Here is a 15,187-nt window from a genome sequence, read left to right as displayed (position 1 = left end):
TTCGGGAATATAGACCGCAGCCGTATCGATCGCCTGAACGCCGAATTAACATCGTTGTTCGTCGCCATCCTCCCACTATTCATCGCAGTTTCGAGCCTCCTTCGCGACGAAATCCGGGTTCCATTCATTGAACCTGCGACATGAAGGAGAGACCTGTAATGCGTACCACCCGTGCCGCGCTGTTTCTCGGCGCCGCAATCCTTTCCGCGCCTGCCTTCGCGCAGGAAGCCCCCCAGCAGGTGACGCCGCCGCCGATCATGACGACGCCGGCCCCTGCGCCTGCGCCGGCGCCCCAGCCGCAGGTGGTGATCCAGCCCTCGGCCCCGGTCGTCCAGTCGGTGCCCTCGGTCGAGGAGCAGCAGCGCGGTGTCGCCGCGGCGGACGCGCCGGCTCCGGCCGAGCGCCGCGCCACGGCCAGCCGCACCACCACGACCCGCACGACGACCACGACGCGCGCGGCGCCTGCGCCGGCTCGCCAGACGGCACCGGCTCCGGCGCCCGCCGCCGAGGCGCCGGTCACCCCGCCTTCGGAGCCGGTCCAGACCGTGCCCGCGCCGTTGCCGCCCCAGGCCGAGACCGCACCGGCTCCGGCGCCCGAGCCCGCACAGCCGGTGGCGGTCGACAGTTCGACCAGCACGGCCAGCAGCAGCTCGGTCGCCTGGCCGTGGCTGCTCGGCGGCCTGGCGCTGGTAATCGCCGGCCTCGCCGTGTTCCTGCTTTCGCGCCGCCGCCGCAATGACGAGGCGGTGACCACCGATCCCGTCCGCACCGAGCCCGTCTATGTCGCCCCGGTCGCCCGTGATCCGATCGTCGAGCCGGTCGCCGCGCCCGAGGCTGCGGTGATCGCCCAGGTTCCGCCCGCCGACGAGCGCATCGATCCGCGCGCCGTGCCGCCGGCGATCGAGCCTGCGGTCGTGCCGGTCGCCGAACAGGTCGAGGAAGCCGAGCTGGCCGATCCCAGCAAGGACGACCTTGCCGGTGTCGCCGACGCCACGGCGCCGGTCTCGCAGCGCCCGTGGATCGAGCTGGGCCTGCGTCCGGTGAGCGCCGGCACGAGCGAGGAAGAGGCGATGGTCGATTTCGAGCTGACCGTCGGCAATTCGGGCGACACCCAGGCGCGCAACGTCCGCATCTCGAGCTTCATGCTCGCCGACGAGGCAGAAAGCACCGAAATGGAGCGAATGCTGACCGAGCACCGCACCGATCCGATCGTGCCGCCGGTCTCGATCGCGCCGGGTGACGGCACCCGCGTGGACGCGCACCTTGCGGTGCCGAAGGGCGAGCTTGGCCGCACCTTCAACCCGGTCGTCGTCGCCGAGGCGCGCTACACTCTGCCGGACGGCAGCGAGGCCCGCACTTCGGCTGCGTTCAAGATCGGCCGCCCGGCCTATGAAGGCGGCATCGGCGCGATCGGTTCGTCGCGTCCGCACATGGTCGAGGACCTCGCCGCCGAGCTGTACGGCCAGCCCGAGCACGCCTGATCCGCGACATATCGGGGACACAGGAGCCCGCTCTTTCCGAAAGGGAAGGGCGGGCTCTTTTCTTGCGCATGGTTTTGGGCCTAGGACACGCCATTCCTCAGGGAGACAACATCACATGAACAAGAAGTCGCTGCTCGCCCTCGCCGCCGGGTCGGCCCTGCTCGCCACCGCTGCCGCCCAGGCACAGGAAACCCCCGGCACCACGCCGGCCGCCGAGGCGTTCAACGACATTCCGCCCAATTTCCAGCCGCCCGCGCTCCCTGCGGACTATATCAAGCGCGAAGTGATGATCCCGATGCGCGACGGGACCAAGCTCTACACGGTGTTCATCATCCCCAAGGGCGCCAAGAACGCGCCGATCCTGTTCACCCGCACGCCCTATAACGCCGCCGGCCGCGTCGTCCGCACCGAGAGCGGCAAGATGATCAACACGCTGCCCGAGGGCGACGAGGTGTTCGTCAAGGCCGGCTATATCCGCGCCTTCCAGGACATCCGCGGCAAGTACAAGTCGGAGGGCGACTACGTCATCACCCGCCCGCCGGTCGGCAAGTTGAACCCCACCAATGTCGACCACACCACCGATGCCTATGACTCGATCGACTGGATGGTGAAGAACATCCCCGAGACCAACGGCAAGGTCGGCATGCTCGGCTCGTCCTATGAGGGCTTCACCGTCGTCATGGCGCTGCTCAACCCGCACCCGGCGCTCAAGGTCGCCGCGCCCGAGAGCCCGATGATCGACGGCTGGATGGGCGACGACTGGTTCCACTACGGCGCCTTCCGCCTGGCGAACATCGGCTGGATCGGCGCGCAGACCGGCTACAAGGGCGCCGGCAAGGCGCCGCCGCGCCCCGACTGGGACGATTACGAGACCTTCCGCAAGGTCGGCTCGGCCGGCGACTGGGCGAAGAAGTTCGGCTATGACCAGCTTCCCGCCTGGAACAAGATGAGCAAGCATGTCGCCTATGACGAGTTCTGGCAGCTCCAGGCGCTCGACAAGCTGATCGCCGAGAAGCCCTCCAACGTGCCGACGCTGTGGGAGCAGGGCATCTGGGACCACGAGGACATGTGGGGCGCAATCCACTCGTGGGAGGCGATGCAGAAGACCGCCTCGGCCGACAAGAACTTCCTGCTGATGGGCCCGTGGCGCCATTCGGGCTTCAACTATAACGGCTCGACGCTCGGCTCGCTCGCCTTCGAGGGCGACACCGCGCTCCAGGCGCGCCGCGACATCCTGCTGCCCTTCTTCAATGCCTATCTGAAGGACGGCGCGCCGCCCTTCACGCCGGCCAAGGCGAGCTTCTACAACACCGGCGAGAACCGCTGGGAGTATCTCAGCAAGTGGCCGCTGGCCTGCAATGACGGCTGCGACACCAAGCTCACCCCGATCTACCTCAAGCCCGCCGAGGGCCTGGGCTTCGACAAGCCGGGCGCGGGCTCGGACAGCTATGTCTCCGATCCCGCCAAGCCGGTGCCGCACCTGCCGCGTCCGGTGAACTTCCAGGACGGCCGCTGGTCGACCTATCTCGTCACCGACCAGCGCTTCGTCGACGGGCGCCCCGACGTGATGACCTATGTCACCGAACCGCTCACCGATCCGGTGCGCGTCTCGGGCGCGCCGCTGGCGGACATCTTCGCCAAGACCACGGGCACCGACGGCGACTTCGTCGTCAAGGTGATCGACGTCTATCCGGACGACTATGTCACCAAGAAGGAGATGGGCGGATTCCAGCTGCCGATCTCGATGGACATCTTCCGCGGCCGCTATCGCAACAGCTTCTCGAACCCGACGGCGATCCCGGCGAACAAGGTGCAGGAATACAAGTTCCGCCTGCCCAGCGTGAACCACGTCTTCCAGCCGGGCCACCGGATCATGATCCAGGTCCAGTCGAGCCTGTTCCCGGTCTATGACCGCAACCCGCAGAAGTTCGTGCCCAACATCTTCTTCGCCAAGCCCGAGGACTATCAGAAGGCGACGGTGACGCTGATGTATGGCGGCGCGAATTCGAGCAGCGTCCAGCTGCCGGTGGTGCCGCTCGACCAGTCGGCCAACGCGCAGAAGTAAATCACGCGATTCCGGGGCGTTATCAGGCTTGGTTACGCCCCGGCCTCGTCGTAGGACGTCGCCTTGTTTCATGGGTTGGGGAATGACGATGCGGACGTGGTTGCTGGCGCCGGCCCTTGCCGTCGTCTCGCTCTTCTCCGGCTCGGCGGCCTGGGCGCAGGCCAAGCCGATCGAGACGGTGAAGCGCACCGGCCAGTGGGTCGTGAATTTCGATGATGACTCGTGCGAGTTGATCGGGACCTTTGGCCCGGCGGAAGACCGAACGCTCCTGCGGTTTTCCAGATTCTCGCTTTCCGACAGCCTGGACATTGCCGTGCTGGGCAACCGCGTGAACAGCCGCACGCCCTGGCTCAAGGTCAAGCTCGATTTCGGCGGCAATGCCAAGCCGATCGAGCGCCAGGCCGGAGGCGGTTCGCTGGGCACCTATCCTGCGATCTTCGTGACCAATGTCCGGCTCGATGGTTGGCAGGACAATGACGAAAATGACGCCGAGGCGCCGCCCATAACCGCCGAACAGGAAGCAGCGGTCACCGGCATGCAGGTTGCCGTGGAAGGGAAGAAGCCGTTCCGGCTCGAGTTCGGCCCGCTCGACAAGCCGATGATCGTCATGCGCCAGTGCCTCGACAATCTCGTGCGGCACTGGGGCTATGATCCGGCCGCGCTCAAGGGGCTGACGCGCCCGCTGAAGCCGGTGTCGAATCCCGGCACCTGGTTCAACGGCGTTGATTTTCCCTCCGAGGCCCAGTCTGCCGGCCATAACGGCCTTTTGCGATTCCGGCTGGACATTGATGAAAAGGGCGCGGTCGCCGGCTGCCACATCCTTACCCGCAGCAAGCCCGACGAATTCTCGGTGCCGACCTGCAAGCGTCTGACGGCGCGCGGGCGCTTTCGCCCTGCGCTGGATTCCAGCGGCCAGCCAATTCGCGCCTTCTATCTCGGCAGCATTTCCTGGAAGGCGTGAGCGGCGACACGGGGCGCGGTGCTTGCGCGGCGCCCCGGATACACTAGGCTCACGGCATTCGGGGCGGGGGCCCCGGTCGGGGAGCATGCGGGGATGCGGCACTGGGGTTTGAAGCTCGCGCTGGTGGGGGCAATTCTGCTGGGTCCGCTGGCGGCGCAGGCGCAGGACAAGGGCATCGAGACGATCAAGCGATCCAGCCAATGGGTCGTCAATTTCGATGCCAATTCGTGCGACGTGGCGGCCGAGTTCGGAACGCCGGAGGACCCGATGTTCCTCCAGCTCACTCGCTATGCGCCGGGCGATGTCACCGGCATTACCGTTCTTAGCAACCGGCTGAAGACCAGCCAGGTCTGGTTCGAGGCGAGTTTCGATTTCGGCCTGGGCGAACCGGCGACGCCGGGCGGCGTGGTCGGCATCACCCAGCGCAAGCTGCCGGGGATCCTGTCGTACAGCACGCGCTTCGACAATTGGCACGGCAAGGGAGACGCACCGGAGATCACGCCGGCCCAGGAAGCCACCATCACCGGGGTCGTGGTGCGGGCGCCGGGCAAGAAGCCCTTCCGCCTGGAGTTCGGCCCGCTCGATCGCCCGATGAAGGTGATGCGCCAATGCCTGGACGACCTGATCCAGAGCTGGGGCTATGATCCTGCGGTGATCAAGGGCCTGAGCCGTCGCCCGTCGCCCGCAGGAATGCCCCAGAGATGGGTCACCGACGACGATTTTCCGTCGGGCGCATTGGGGCACAACGGCTTTCTGCGGTTCCGGCTGGACGTGGACGCTCAGGGCGCGGTTGCGGGATGTCACATCCTCGATCGCACCGATCCCGATGATTTCTCGAAAGCCACCTGCGCCCTCCTCACCAAAAGGGCGCGTTTCAAGCCCGCGCTCGACAAGGATGGGAAGCCGATCCGGGCCTATTATCTCGGCAGTTTCTCCTGGAAGTCGTAAGGCGCGCGCCGCGCTCGGGCTCACCGGCCAGCCGGCTTGCAATGTAGGATTTGGTCTGCTGGACTCGCTGGATGCGGCACCCCGTCGTCCCGAGTCCGGCCGGTATGGAAGCGCGGGCCGGCCGGATCGGGCAAAGTGAAATGATTTGCCGCGACTCCCTTCACTTTGGGGCCTCGCCGTCGTCGTCCGGCGCGCATTTTGGCGCGTTGCCCCTCTTCCCATCGCAGTGTGCCGATGGAATAACTCACCTTCGACTCATCCTTTGGGGGAGAAACTGATGCCTAAATGGAGCCTCGCGCTTGCCCTTGCGGCAACCGCGCTTCCGGCGGTGGCGCACGCCCAGGCCGGCGCGCCTATCGCGGCGAGCAAGCTGAACGTCGACATGCAATATTTCACGCTGGCCAACGGGCTGCGCGTGATCCTCGCCAAGGACAGTATCGCCCCCACGGTGACGGTCGGCGTCTATTACGGCATCGGCTTCCGCGTTGAGCCCAAGGACCGCACCGGATTCGCCCATCTGTTCGAGCATCTGATGTTCCAGGGATCGAAGCACGCGCCCAAGGGCGTGTTCGACACCACGATCACCAATTCGGGCGGGGTCAACAACGGCTCGACCCGCTTCGATTTCACCAACTATTTCGAGATCGTCCCCTCGGGCGCGCTCGAGCGGATGCTGTGGCTCGAGGCGGACCGGATGGAGAATCCGGTGATCGACGATGTCGTGCTGAAGAACCAGCAGGGCGTGGTCGGCAACGAGGTCAAGGTCAACGTCCTCAACCAGCCCTACAGCACCTGGCCGTGGATCGACCTGCCGATGCTGGCCAACACCAACTGGTACAACAGCCACAATTTCTACGGCGAGCTGAAGGAGATCGAGGCGGCGACGGTGCCCGACGCCAAGAGCTTCTCCGAGGCGTTCTATCGCCCGTCCAACGCCGTGCTCGTCGTCGCCGGCGACCTCGACTACGCCGCCACCCGCGCGATGGTGGAGAAGTATTTCGCGCCGATCGCCAAGAAGCCCGTGGTGGCGCAGCCCGACATCTCCGAGCCGCGCCAGACGGCCGAGAAGTTCAAGAGCCGTATCGATGCGCTGGCACCCAAGCCCGGCTATGCCGCGGGCTATCACGTGCCCGATCGCGGCACGCCCGAATGGTATGCGATGGGGCTGATCGACCAGATCCTGCTCCAGGGCGACGACAGCCGGCTGTTCAAGAAGCTGGTCTCGGATACCGGCATCGCCGGCGAGCTGTCGGGCGGGATCAATGGCGATCTCGGCAACATGTTCAACTATCGTGGACCGATGCTGTGGAGCTTCAGCTTCACGCACGACACCACCCATACGACTGCCCAGATCACCAAGGCGGTGGACGAAGTGATCGAGGAGCTGCGCACCAGGCCGGTAAGCGAGGCCGAACTGCAGCGCGCGCGCACCAAGATGCGCTCGGACCTGTACGGCACGATCGACGGCAGCGGCCGCATCGGCCTGATCGATCTGCTCGCCGTCTATGCGCTGTTCGACAATGATCCGACGGCAGTGAACCGGATCGAGGACGGCTTCGCCAAGGTGACGCCCGCGCTGATCCAGAAGACCGCGCAGGAATATCTGCGCAAGACCAATCGCTCGGTGTACGTCGTCGAACCCGGCGCCCAGCCCAAGGGAGGCAAGTGATGAAGCGCGCGCTCCTCGCATTCACGGCGCTGGTCGCCATCACCACCCCGGCCCTGGCGCAGGACAATTTCCCGCCCGCGCCGCCGATCGCCGATCCCAAGCCGTTCACGCTGCCGGCGACCGAGACCTATACCTTGCCCAACGGGCTGGTGGTCACGCTCATCCCCTATGGCGTCGCCCCCAAGACGGTGGTGTCGCTGCGCATCCGCGCCGCCGCGGTGAATGAAGGCGATGCCGTCTGGCTCTCCGAAGTCACCGGCGCGCTGATGAAGGAAGGCGCCGCCGGCAAGACCGCCTCGGATCTCGCCGCGGCGGCGGCGGGGATGGGCGGCCAGCTCAACGTCAATGCCGGCATGCAGATGACCACGGTGGGCACCAACGTGCTTTCCGAATATGCCCCGGCGGCGATCCAGCTGGTCAGCGACGTCGCGATCCGGCCGACACTGCCCGCCAGCGAGCTCGCCCGGGTCAAGGCCAATCTCGGTCGCCAGCTCTCGGTCGCGCTGTCGCAGCCCGGCACGCTGGCCGATGTCGCGCTGGGCCGCACCATCTATGGCGCGAACCATCCCTATGGCCGGATCATCCCCAGCGCGGCGCAGCTCCAGGGCTATACGGTCGAGCAGGTGAAGGCCTTCCATGCCGGCCAGTTCGGCGCCAAGCGCGCGCATCTCTACATCGCCGGGCGCTTCGATACGGCGGCGGTGAAGGCGGCGATCGACAAGGCATTCGCCGGCTGGGCCGCCGGCCCGGCCCCGGCCGCGCTGCAGAGCCCGCACAAGCCGGGCCCGCAGATCATCCTGATCGATCGTCCCGGCGCCCCGCAGACCACGCTGCGCCTGAGCTTCGATGCCGATCGCGCCGGCACCGCCGCCGACATTCCCCAGCGCGTCACCAACGCGCTGCTCGGCGGCGCCTTCAGCTCGCGCATCACCACCAATATCCGCGAGGACAAGGGCTATACCTACTCGCCCTTCTCGGGGATCAACTTCTCTCCCGAAGAGGCGCTGTGGACCTTCGAGGCAGACGTGACCACCGAGCATACCGGGGACTCGCTCAAGGAGGTCTTCAAGGAGATCCGCCGGATGCAGACCGAGGCGGCGCCCGCCGAGGAGAGCAAGGGCATCCGCACCTATCTGGCCGGACTGTTCGCGATCCAGAACTCGACCTCGGCTGCGGTGGCGACGACGCTGGCGACGCGCGACCTGCTCGGCCTGCCGGGCGACTGGACCGAGCAATATGTGCCTGCGGTGCTGGCAGTGACGCCGGAGCAGATGATGGCGTCTGCCAAAGCATCCTATCCGCTGGCCAAGCTCACCCTCGTGGTGGTCGGCGATCTCAAGACGGTGGTGCCCCAGCTCAAGGCGCAGCCCGAGCTGGCCAACCTCCCGACGACCACGGTGACGGTGCCGTGAACTAAACTCCTCCCCGGAACGGGGAGGGGGACCATCGCGAAGCGATGGTGGAGGGGGCCCGCTCTCCCGATGGATTGCCGTTGATGGAGGGCGGGCCCCCTCCACCACGCCGCTGCGCGTCGTGGTCCCCCTCCCCGTTCCGGGGAGGAATTTTCAGGGGCGCACGCCCAGAATCGTCCGCTTGAGATCGGCGTAGATCCGGTCGTTGCCGAGCCCGCTCGGATGGTCGCCGTCGAAGAACAGCGGCTGGCCGCCGGGCACCGCCTCGCAGACCTGGCCGGGGCAGAGGATCGGCAGCGGGTCCCACAGGATCATCGCCTTCTGGCTGGCGACGAGGCCGCTCATCGCCCGCATCACGTGCCGGCGGCGCCCGAGCATCTGCTCCCGGGGAATGGTCAGCCCGTGGCAGATCGGGTTGGTCCGGTTGAACCAGTCGGCGCAGCGGAAGGTGGGGCTGGGGAATACCGGCTTGGGCGCTTCCAGCACCAGCCGGGCGCCCCCGGCGGCCAGTCGCGAAGCGATGCCCTGCGCCTCGGTGAAGTTCGCCTGGCTCACCGCGTCGTCATGCGGCCCGATCAGGTCGCGGTCATTGTCGAACTGGTTGGCGAGGCGGGTGACACGCAGCCCGGGCAGGAACACGACGTCGCCGGGGCGGGAGCGGCGGGAGACTTCCTGCTCGACGGCCCGATACCAGCCGGCGCAGCGCGGTCGGGAGGCGTGGCTTTCGATCAGCTTGAAATAGGGGCAGCCGGCGCGGAAGTAGAGCCGCACGGTGGCGCCGGCCTCCGCCACCAGCCGCTGCAGGGCCGGGGCATAGGCCAGGCCGTGCGAGTCCGCTGGTACGAACAGGGTGAAGCCGCCGGGCCGGGCGCAGCGCGGGCTCCAGACGGTAACCTTGCCGCGCTCCAGCCGCTCCTCGGCCATGGTCGGGGTGCAGCCGGTCAGCTCGAGGGGGAGCGCCCGGCCGGGCTCGGCATACCAGGCGAAGCGATCGCGGGTGATGCTGAGCGTGATCCGGTCGTGCGCGGCGATCAGCGCCTGGCCGCCGAGTGCTGCCACCAGCACGCCAGTCAGGGCCATGGCGACCACCCGGCCGCGCGGCCAGCGCTTGAAGCCGAAGCGCAGCGGCTTCTCGACGAGGAAATAGGAGAAGATTGCCAGCGCCACTGCGATCACCAATGCGGCGAGCTGGAGCTTCAGCGTGTGCAGCCCGGCCGTCCAGCGGAACAGCACGAACACCGGCCAGTGCCACAGATAGAGCGAATAGGAGAGCAGCCCCACCGCGACCATCGGCCGGCTTCCCAGTGCGCGCGGCGCGGTGCCGCCCAGGATCGACGCGATCAGCAGTGCGGTGCCCGCCACTGGCAGCAGCGCGCCGGGGAAGGGGAAGAGCGGCCCCTCGGGCAGCACGAAGCCTGCCGCGATCAGCACCAGGCCTGCGGGCGCCAGCCAGGCCTTGCCCGCCGCCCAGGGCTGCCAGCGCTCGCGGGTCAGGCACAGCAGCATGCCGGCGCCCAGCTCCCAGAAGCGCGGGAAGATCAGGTAGAAGGCGAATTTCTGCGCGAACACGCCCAGCACCGCGCAGAGCAGCAGCGAACCGGCCGAAAGGATCGCCACCAGCCGCACCGCCTTCGCCCCCGCCTGGAGTTTGTGGTGCCACCAGAGGAGGAAGGGGAAGAAGAGGTAGAACTGCTCCTCGACGCCCAGCGACCATGTGTGGGTGAAGGGGTTGTACGCCGCCTGCGGGCCGAAATAGCTGTCGGTATCGGTGGCCAGCACGACGTTGCTCAGCCCGAAAAAGGCGAAACGGCCGACCTGGGCCAGGCTGTTGCTCAGCCAGGCATCGGGGATGAAGAGCTGGGCGGCGAGCAGGGTTACGAGCAACATCGCCACCAGCGCCGGCATGATCCGCATCAGCCGGCGGGCGTAGAAATAGGCGGCGAGCTGCCCCAGGCTGGCGAACTCCCGCCCGATCAGCGATCCGGTGACGACATAGCCCGAGATGACGAAGAAGATGTCCACCCCGGTGAAGCCGCCGGGCAGCGCGCCGGGCCAGAGGTGGAAGAGGATCACGGACAGGACGGCGATCGCCCGCAGCCCGTCGATCGCCGGAATGTAGCCGGGGGACTGCCCCGTTCGCTCGCCTGCCACCAATGTCTCCCTCTTCCACCGGCCTCTAGGCGACGGTGCGGGTGCCGACAATCCGCCCTCGGCATGCGGCGAAACGGACGGGGTGTGCAGCCATTGTTCAGGTTCGGAAGGCCAGGAATCGGGTGTGAACGCTGGGAGGCTCAGGACCGGCTGGCTATGCGGCCTTGCCGCGGCGACGCTCGCCGCGCCGGTCGTCCATGCCCAGGACACGCCGACGCCGAGCCCGAGCGCCGCGCCGATCATCACGCCGACGCCGCGTGCCCCGCAGCAACTGCAGGGCGTGATCCCCGAGCGGTTCAGCATCGCCCCCGCCGCCACGCCGACCCCCGCACCCGTGCCAACCTCAACCCCAACGCCGAGTCCGACGCCCAGCGCCGCCGCGCCGGCGACGCAGCGCCAGGCGCCGGTAGCCCGCGCGACTTCCTCCCCGCGCGAGGCTGCGCCGGTCGCGGTCGTGCCGACACCACAGGCTTCCCCCACCTCCGCACCGCTCGCCACGCCAACGCCGCTCGCGAGCGCGGCGCCACAGCCCGTGGCGACGGCAGCACCGCGCGCCGAGCCGCAAGACGCCACGCCACCCTGGATCTGGGTCGCAGCCGGGGCGGGGGGTACTGCGTTGCTCGGCATAGGCGCCTGGCTGCTGCTCCGCCGCCGCCGGGACGACGACGAGGAAGAGGCCGTGGCGCCCGAGCCCGTCGCCGCACCGCCGCCTCCCCTACGGGTGCAGCCACCGCCCGGCCTCGCGCCGCCTTCGAAGCCGGAGCCTGCTCCGGTGCAGGTCGCGCAGCCCGGGGAACCCTTCGAGCTGGTGCTCAACCCGCGCCGGGTGGTCTATGGCGAGCAGGAAGTGCTGCTCGAGTTCGAGCTGCTGGTCGGCAACGCGTCCGGCGCGTCTGCCGAGAATATCCGCGTCGCCTTCGCAGCGATGAGCGCGCATGCGCAGCAGGATGCGGTGATCGCCGGCTTCCATGGCGGCCCGCCGGGCGAGCCGGGGGGCGCGCCCTTCGATCTGGCGCCGGGCGCCGGCGCGCGCATGCCGGTGCGCCTCGCCATTCCGCATTCGGGCATCCAGGTGGTGCAGCTCGGCGGCCGGCCGATGTTCGTGCCGATCGTGCTGATCGACCTGCGCTGGCGCGGGGGGCTCAGCGTCCGCCGCTTCGGTGCGGACTTCATGCTGGGCACGGCGGGGCAGGGCGACAAGCTCGGCCCGCTCTGGCTCGATCGGCCGGCACCCACCGGGCCGCTGGGCGCGCATCGGTATTTCGCCAAGGCCGCAGTCGCCGCCTGACAAAGAAAAGGGCGACCCGTTGCCGGGCCGCCCTGATCTTTTCGCTGAGTAGCTGAGAAGCTTACTTGAGCTCGACGGTCGCGCCGGCTTCCTCGAGCTGCTTCTTGATCTTCTCGGCCTCGTCCTTGTTGACGCCTTCCTTGACGGCCTTCGGAGCCGACTCGACCAGGGTCTTGGCTTCGGTCAGGCCCAGGCCGGTGATGGCGCGGACTTCCTTGATGACGTTGATCTTCTTGCCACCGTCGCCGGTGAGGATCACGTCGAACTCGGTCTTCTCTTCGGCAGCCGGAGCAGCCGCGCCACCGGCGCCACCCGGCGCGGCAACGGCGACGGCAGCGGCGGCCGAGACGCCCCACTTCTCTTCGAGAAGCTTCGAGAGCTCAGCGGCCTCGAGAACGGTCAGCTCCGAAAGCTGGTCAACAAGCGCGTTAAGGTCAGCCATGATAAACTCCAATCAAATCAGATGTTTCGGGATAAAAAGTCTTGCAAGAACCGCTTATGCGGCGTCCTTGGCAGCATAGGCGCCGAAAACGCGCGCGAGCTGCGCGGCCGGTGCCTGAGTGACGGTCGCGAGCTTGGTCGCCGGAGCGGCGATGAGGCCCACGAGCTTGCCACGCAGTTCGTCCAGCGACGGCAGCGAGGCGAGCGCCTTGATGCCTTCCTGGTCGAGCACCTGCTTGCCCATTGCGCCGCCGACGATCTCGAGCTTGTCGGTCGTCTTGGCGAAATCGACCGCCACCTTGGCCGCAGCCACGGGGTCGATCGAAGTGGCGAGCGCAGTCGGACCCGTCAGCAGGTCGGCGATCGCCGCGTAATCGGTGCCGTCGGCAGCGATCTTGGCAAGCTTGTTCTTCGAGACCTTGTAGCTCGCGCCGGCCTCACGCATCTTGTTACGGAGGTCCGTCGACTGCTTGACGGTCATCCCGAGGTTGCGGGTGATAACCACCACGCCAACCTCGCCAAAGGTGCGGTTCAGCTCGGCAACGGCGTCAGCCTTCTGGGAACGATCCATGCCGGTCTCCTCGTTATGAGCGTCTCCCTTGCGGGAAATGCCCGGTTACAAAATGTCCGAGGGGAAGGATCGTCGTGCCCGGTTATCCCTGGGCATGACCCGAGCGCTCCGCGTACGGAGCCGCCGGTAAAAATCTGTCCCCGTCTAGGCGAGAAATCAAGCAGGGCATATTCCCTGCACTCGCTGTCTCGGACGGTCTCCTCCCGAAGGAGGAAGGCGCGCCAATAGCGACTCTTGTGGATAAGTCAACCGAGCGCCGGGGCGGCGCGCCCCCGGCAGCCCTTCCTATCTGGGCAGCGCAGCGATCACCAGGCGTGCCTCCGCCGCCTCGGGCGAATCATAGGCGCCATTCGCGACGGGGATCAGTGCCTGGCGGGCGGCTTCGGCGCTGCCACGCCCGGCCAGCGCCTCGCCCAGCATCAGCTTCGGGGCAGGGGCGGCGGGCACGAGATCGCGCGCCTTCATCAGTCCTTCGATCGCCACGTCCGGCACCGGCTCACCCGCATCGGCGAAGCTGCGATAATAAGTGAGCAGCGGCAGCGGGCTTTCGCTATTGGCGCGATTGGCGCGGGCGATCGTCGCGCGGGCGGCCTTGAGCTTCGCAATGCGCTGGCCTGCCGGTGCGGCAAGCGCGACTGCGATCTGGGCACTGCCCTGCCAGGCGAGTGCGTCACTGTTGCCCGGTGCGATCGCGAGTGCCCTGGATGCCGCCGCCGCGCAGGCATCGCCGTTGCCGATGCGGCATTCCGCTTCGGCGAGCAGCAGCTGGGCATCGAGGTTTGCCGGATAGCGCGCGGCATCGCGGCGCAGGTCCTTCAGCCAGGTGTCGCGGCGGGCGATGGCCTCGCGGCGCAGCTTTTCCAGCTTCGCGCCGTCGCTGGCCGGCGGCACTGCGATGCGGGCACCCAGCTCCAGCCGGCCCTTGACGAACGCTGCCTCGCCTTCGCTCAGCCGCCGCACGATCGGCTCGCCGGCGCGGTCGGCGGGATAGGACATCTGCTCATAGGGCATCTTGCCGCGGTCATAGGCAGTCAGCTCGCTCTGCAGCCTGGCAAGATCGCCAAAGGCTGCCGCTGCTTGCTCCATCGATCCGCCAGCCGCGATCGTGGCGAGATAGGCGTGGAGCTGGCCCTTTCGCTCGTTCGAGAAGAACAGCATGTGGGTGAGCGCCCAGGCGTGGAACGGCGTCCAGCGTTCGCCTGCCTTGCGGTCGCGCAGGGTGCGGCCGGTGAGGACATCGGCGATCGGGGTGCGCGCATATTTATCGAGTATCTTGCGATAGCCTTCGGGTGCGCGGCCATATTCGATCTTCGTATCGCCCTCGATCGCCAGCGTTGCGAAGATCTCGCCAAAGCCATCGACATACCAGCGCGGATAGGCGTGGGGGAAATAGGTGACCAGGAAGTGCCGGGCATAGCCGGCATAGATTCGTCCCTCCGCCGACAGCGGCACGGTCAGTTCGTTGACCGAAAGCGCCATCGGGTCGTCGCGGCCGAAGCGGGCGAGCGAGCCGGCATAGCTGGCGGAAAGCGCAGCGGCCGTGCCGGGATTTTCGCCCGGTGCGCCGGCGCCGGGGTCCGCGGCAGGCGTCGTCGCGCGCACCAGATCGGGGAGGATGTTGGCCAGCGACTGACCCGGTTCGAGCATCGCCTTCTGATCGAAGCGACTCGCGGCGAACACCGCGCCGTCCTCGCGCGGGTCGTAATAGGCCGGCACGGGGAAGGCTCGGGCGTAGGGGCCAGGGGAGTAGCGCAGGTTCCGCAAGTCCATCGCGTCGAACTCGGCGCCGTCTCCCACGAGCGTGACGCGCAGTTTCAGCGTCTGGTCGGGCCGGTCGACTCGGTTGAGCAGCACCGAGAGCAGGAAATGCAGCCGTTCGAGATTGTGGGCGATCCGGGCGAGGTCCTTCTCGCTGCCGTCGCTGATCACCACGACATGATCGGTCTCGGCCTGGCGCCAGTTGCTCGGCTTGTCGCGCAGCCCCTGCACGACGATCGCCGAGTCCGGGGCGGGGGTGGCGTCCTGCGCATCAGCAACGCTCGGCAAGGCAATCAGAACAAGTGCCAAAATCGCGCGCAAATTCCGCATAATCGCCTCTCCCCCTTATTTCTCTATGCGCTACTATGCGCGCGATAACGGGGGGAAGGAAGCGGACGGCATGCGGGCTCGGCCAGGTCCGGCATCGCGCACCACGCAGCGG

General features: G+C 67.5%; 11 protein-coding genes. 7 read left to right on the top strand and 4 right to left on the bottom strand.

What is annotated here, in order from left to right; all coding sequences use genetic code 11:
• Window positions 1-158 precede the first annotated feature (158 nt).
• The 6 genes from P6144_RS09735 to P6144_RS09710 all read left to right on the top strand — a co-directional run bounded on the left by P6144_RS09735 (window position 159) and on the right by P6144_RS09710 (window position 8,536).
• Window positions 159-1,481, top strand: coding sequence for a hypothetical protein (locus tag P6144_RS09735; protein WP_277767558.1), 1,323 nt, complete (start codon window positions 159-161; stop codon window positions 1,479-1,481).
• Window positions 1,482-1,596: 115 nt separating this feature from the next.
• Window positions 1,597-3,546, top strand: a complete 1,950-nt coding sequence (locus P6144_RS09730) for a CocE/NonD family hydrolase (RefSeq protein ID WP_277767557.1) — start codon at window positions 1,597-1,599, stop codon at window positions 3,544-3,546.
• 28 nt (window positions 3,547-3,574) lie between these two features.
• Complete coding sequence (locus P6144_RS09725; RefSeq protein WP_277767556.1) at window positions 3,575-4,507, top strand: energy transducer TonB; 933 nt, start codon at window positions 3,575-3,577, stop codon at window positions 4,505-4,507.
• Window positions 4,508-4,600: 93 nt separating this feature from the next.
• Window positions 4,601-5,455 (top strand): energy transducer TonB, encoded by an 855-nt coding sequence (locus P6144_RS09720; protein ID WP_277767555.1) that lies wholly within the window; start codon window positions 4,601-4,603, stop codon window positions 5,453-5,455.
• Window positions 5,456-5,732: 277 nt separating this feature from the next.
• Window positions 5,733-7,124 (top strand): pitrilysin family protein, encoded by a 1,392-nt coding sequence (locus P6144_RS09715; protein ID WP_277767554.1) that lies wholly within the window; start codon window positions 5,733-5,735, stop codon window positions 7,122-7,124.
• Entirely contained in the window at window positions 7,124-8,536 is a 1,413-nt protein-coding gene (locus P6144_RS09710) for a pitrilysin family protein (protein WP_277767553.1), read from the top strand. Before P6144_RS09715 ends, P6144_RS09710 begins: the two co-directional genes overlap by 1 nt.
• Window positions 8,537-8,689: 153 nt before the next feature.
• Here the strand turns inward: P6144_RS09710 and P6144_RS09705 are convergent, their stop codons facing one another.
• Window positions 8,690-10,687, bottom strand: a complete 1,998-nt coding sequence (locus P6144_RS09705; protein WP_277767552.1) for an acyltransferase family protein — start codon at window positions 10,685-10,687, stop codon at window positions 8,690-8,692.
• Window positions 10,688-10,811: 124 nt separating this feature from the next.
• Between P6144_RS09705 and P6144_RS09700 the strand changes: the two genes are divergently transcribed.
• Window positions 10,812-11,975, top strand: a complete 1,164-nt coding sequence (locus P6144_RS09700; protein ID WP_277767551.1) for a hypothetical protein — start codon at window positions 10,812-10,814, stop codon at window positions 11,973-11,975.
• Between the two features lie 61 nt (window positions 11,976-12,036).
• Here the strand turns inward: P6144_RS09700 and rplL are convergent, their stop codons facing one another.
• The 3 genes from rplL to P6144_RS09685 form a co-directional block, all read right to left on the bottom strand.
• Window positions 12,037-12,417 carry a 50S ribosomal protein L7/L12 gene (gene rplL, locus P6144_RS09695; protein ID WP_277767550.1) on the bottom strand — a complete coding sequence of 127 codons (381 nt, stop codon included), beginning with the start codon at window positions 12,415-12,417 and terminating at the stop codon, window positions 12,037-12,039.
• Window positions 12,418-12,471: 54 nt separating this feature from the next.
• A complete protein-coding gene (rplJ, locus tag P6144_RS09690) occupies window positions 12,472-12,987 on the bottom strand; it encodes a 50S ribosomal protein L10 (RefSeq protein WP_137864631.1) in 516 nt (171 codons plus the stop codon).
• Between the two features lie 285 nt (window positions 12,988-13,272).
• On the bottom strand, window positions 13,273-15,033 hold the full coding sequence (locus tag P6144_RS09685; RefSeq protein ID WP_277767549.1) for a hypothetical protein: 1,761 nt from the start codon (window positions 15,031-15,033) through the stop codon (window positions 13,273-13,275).
• Window positions 15,034-15,187 lie beyond the last annotated feature (154 nt).

Source organism: Sphingomonas sp. HITSZ_GF (assembly GCF_029543155.1).
Lineage (GTDB): Bacteria > Pseudomonadota > Alphaproteobacteria > Sphingomonadales > Sphingomonadaceae > Sphingomonas.
Note: the sequence above shows the minus strand (reverse complement) of the source record. Positions and strands in the feature narration are given on the sequence as shown.

What these genes read in the sequence shown, in the direction of transcription:
- P6144_RS09735 (WP_277767558.1), top strand. Translation starts at nt 159, where the DNA reads ATGCGTACCACCCGTGCCGCGCTGTTTCTCGGCGCCGCAATCCTTTCC.
- P6144_RS09730 (WP_277767557.1), top strand. Translation starts at nt 1,597, where the DNA reads ATGAACAAGAAGTCGCTGCTCGCCCTCGCCGCCGGGTCGGCCCTGCTC.
- P6144_RS09720 (WP_277767555.1), top strand. Translation starts at nt 4,601, where the DNA reads ATGCGGCACTGGGGTTTGAAGCTCGCGCTGGTGGGGGCAATTCTGCTG.
- P6144_RS09715 (WP_277767554.1), top strand. Translation starts at nt 5,733, where the DNA reads ATGCCTAAATGGAGCCTCGCGCTTGCCCTTGCGGCAACCGCGCTTCCG.
- P6144_RS09710 (WP_277767553.1), top strand. Translation starts at nt 7,124, where the DNA reads ATGAAGCGCGCGCTCCTCGCATTCACGGCGCTGGTCGCCATCACCACC.
- rplL (WP_277767550.1), bottom strand. Translation starts at nt 12,417, where the DNA reads ATGGCTGACCTTAACGCGCTTGTTGACCAGCTTTCGGAGCTGACCGTT.
- rplJ (WP_137864631.1), bottom strand. Translation starts at nt 12,987, where the DNA reads ATGGATCGTTCCCAGAAGGCTGACGCCGTTGCCGAGCTGAACCGCACC.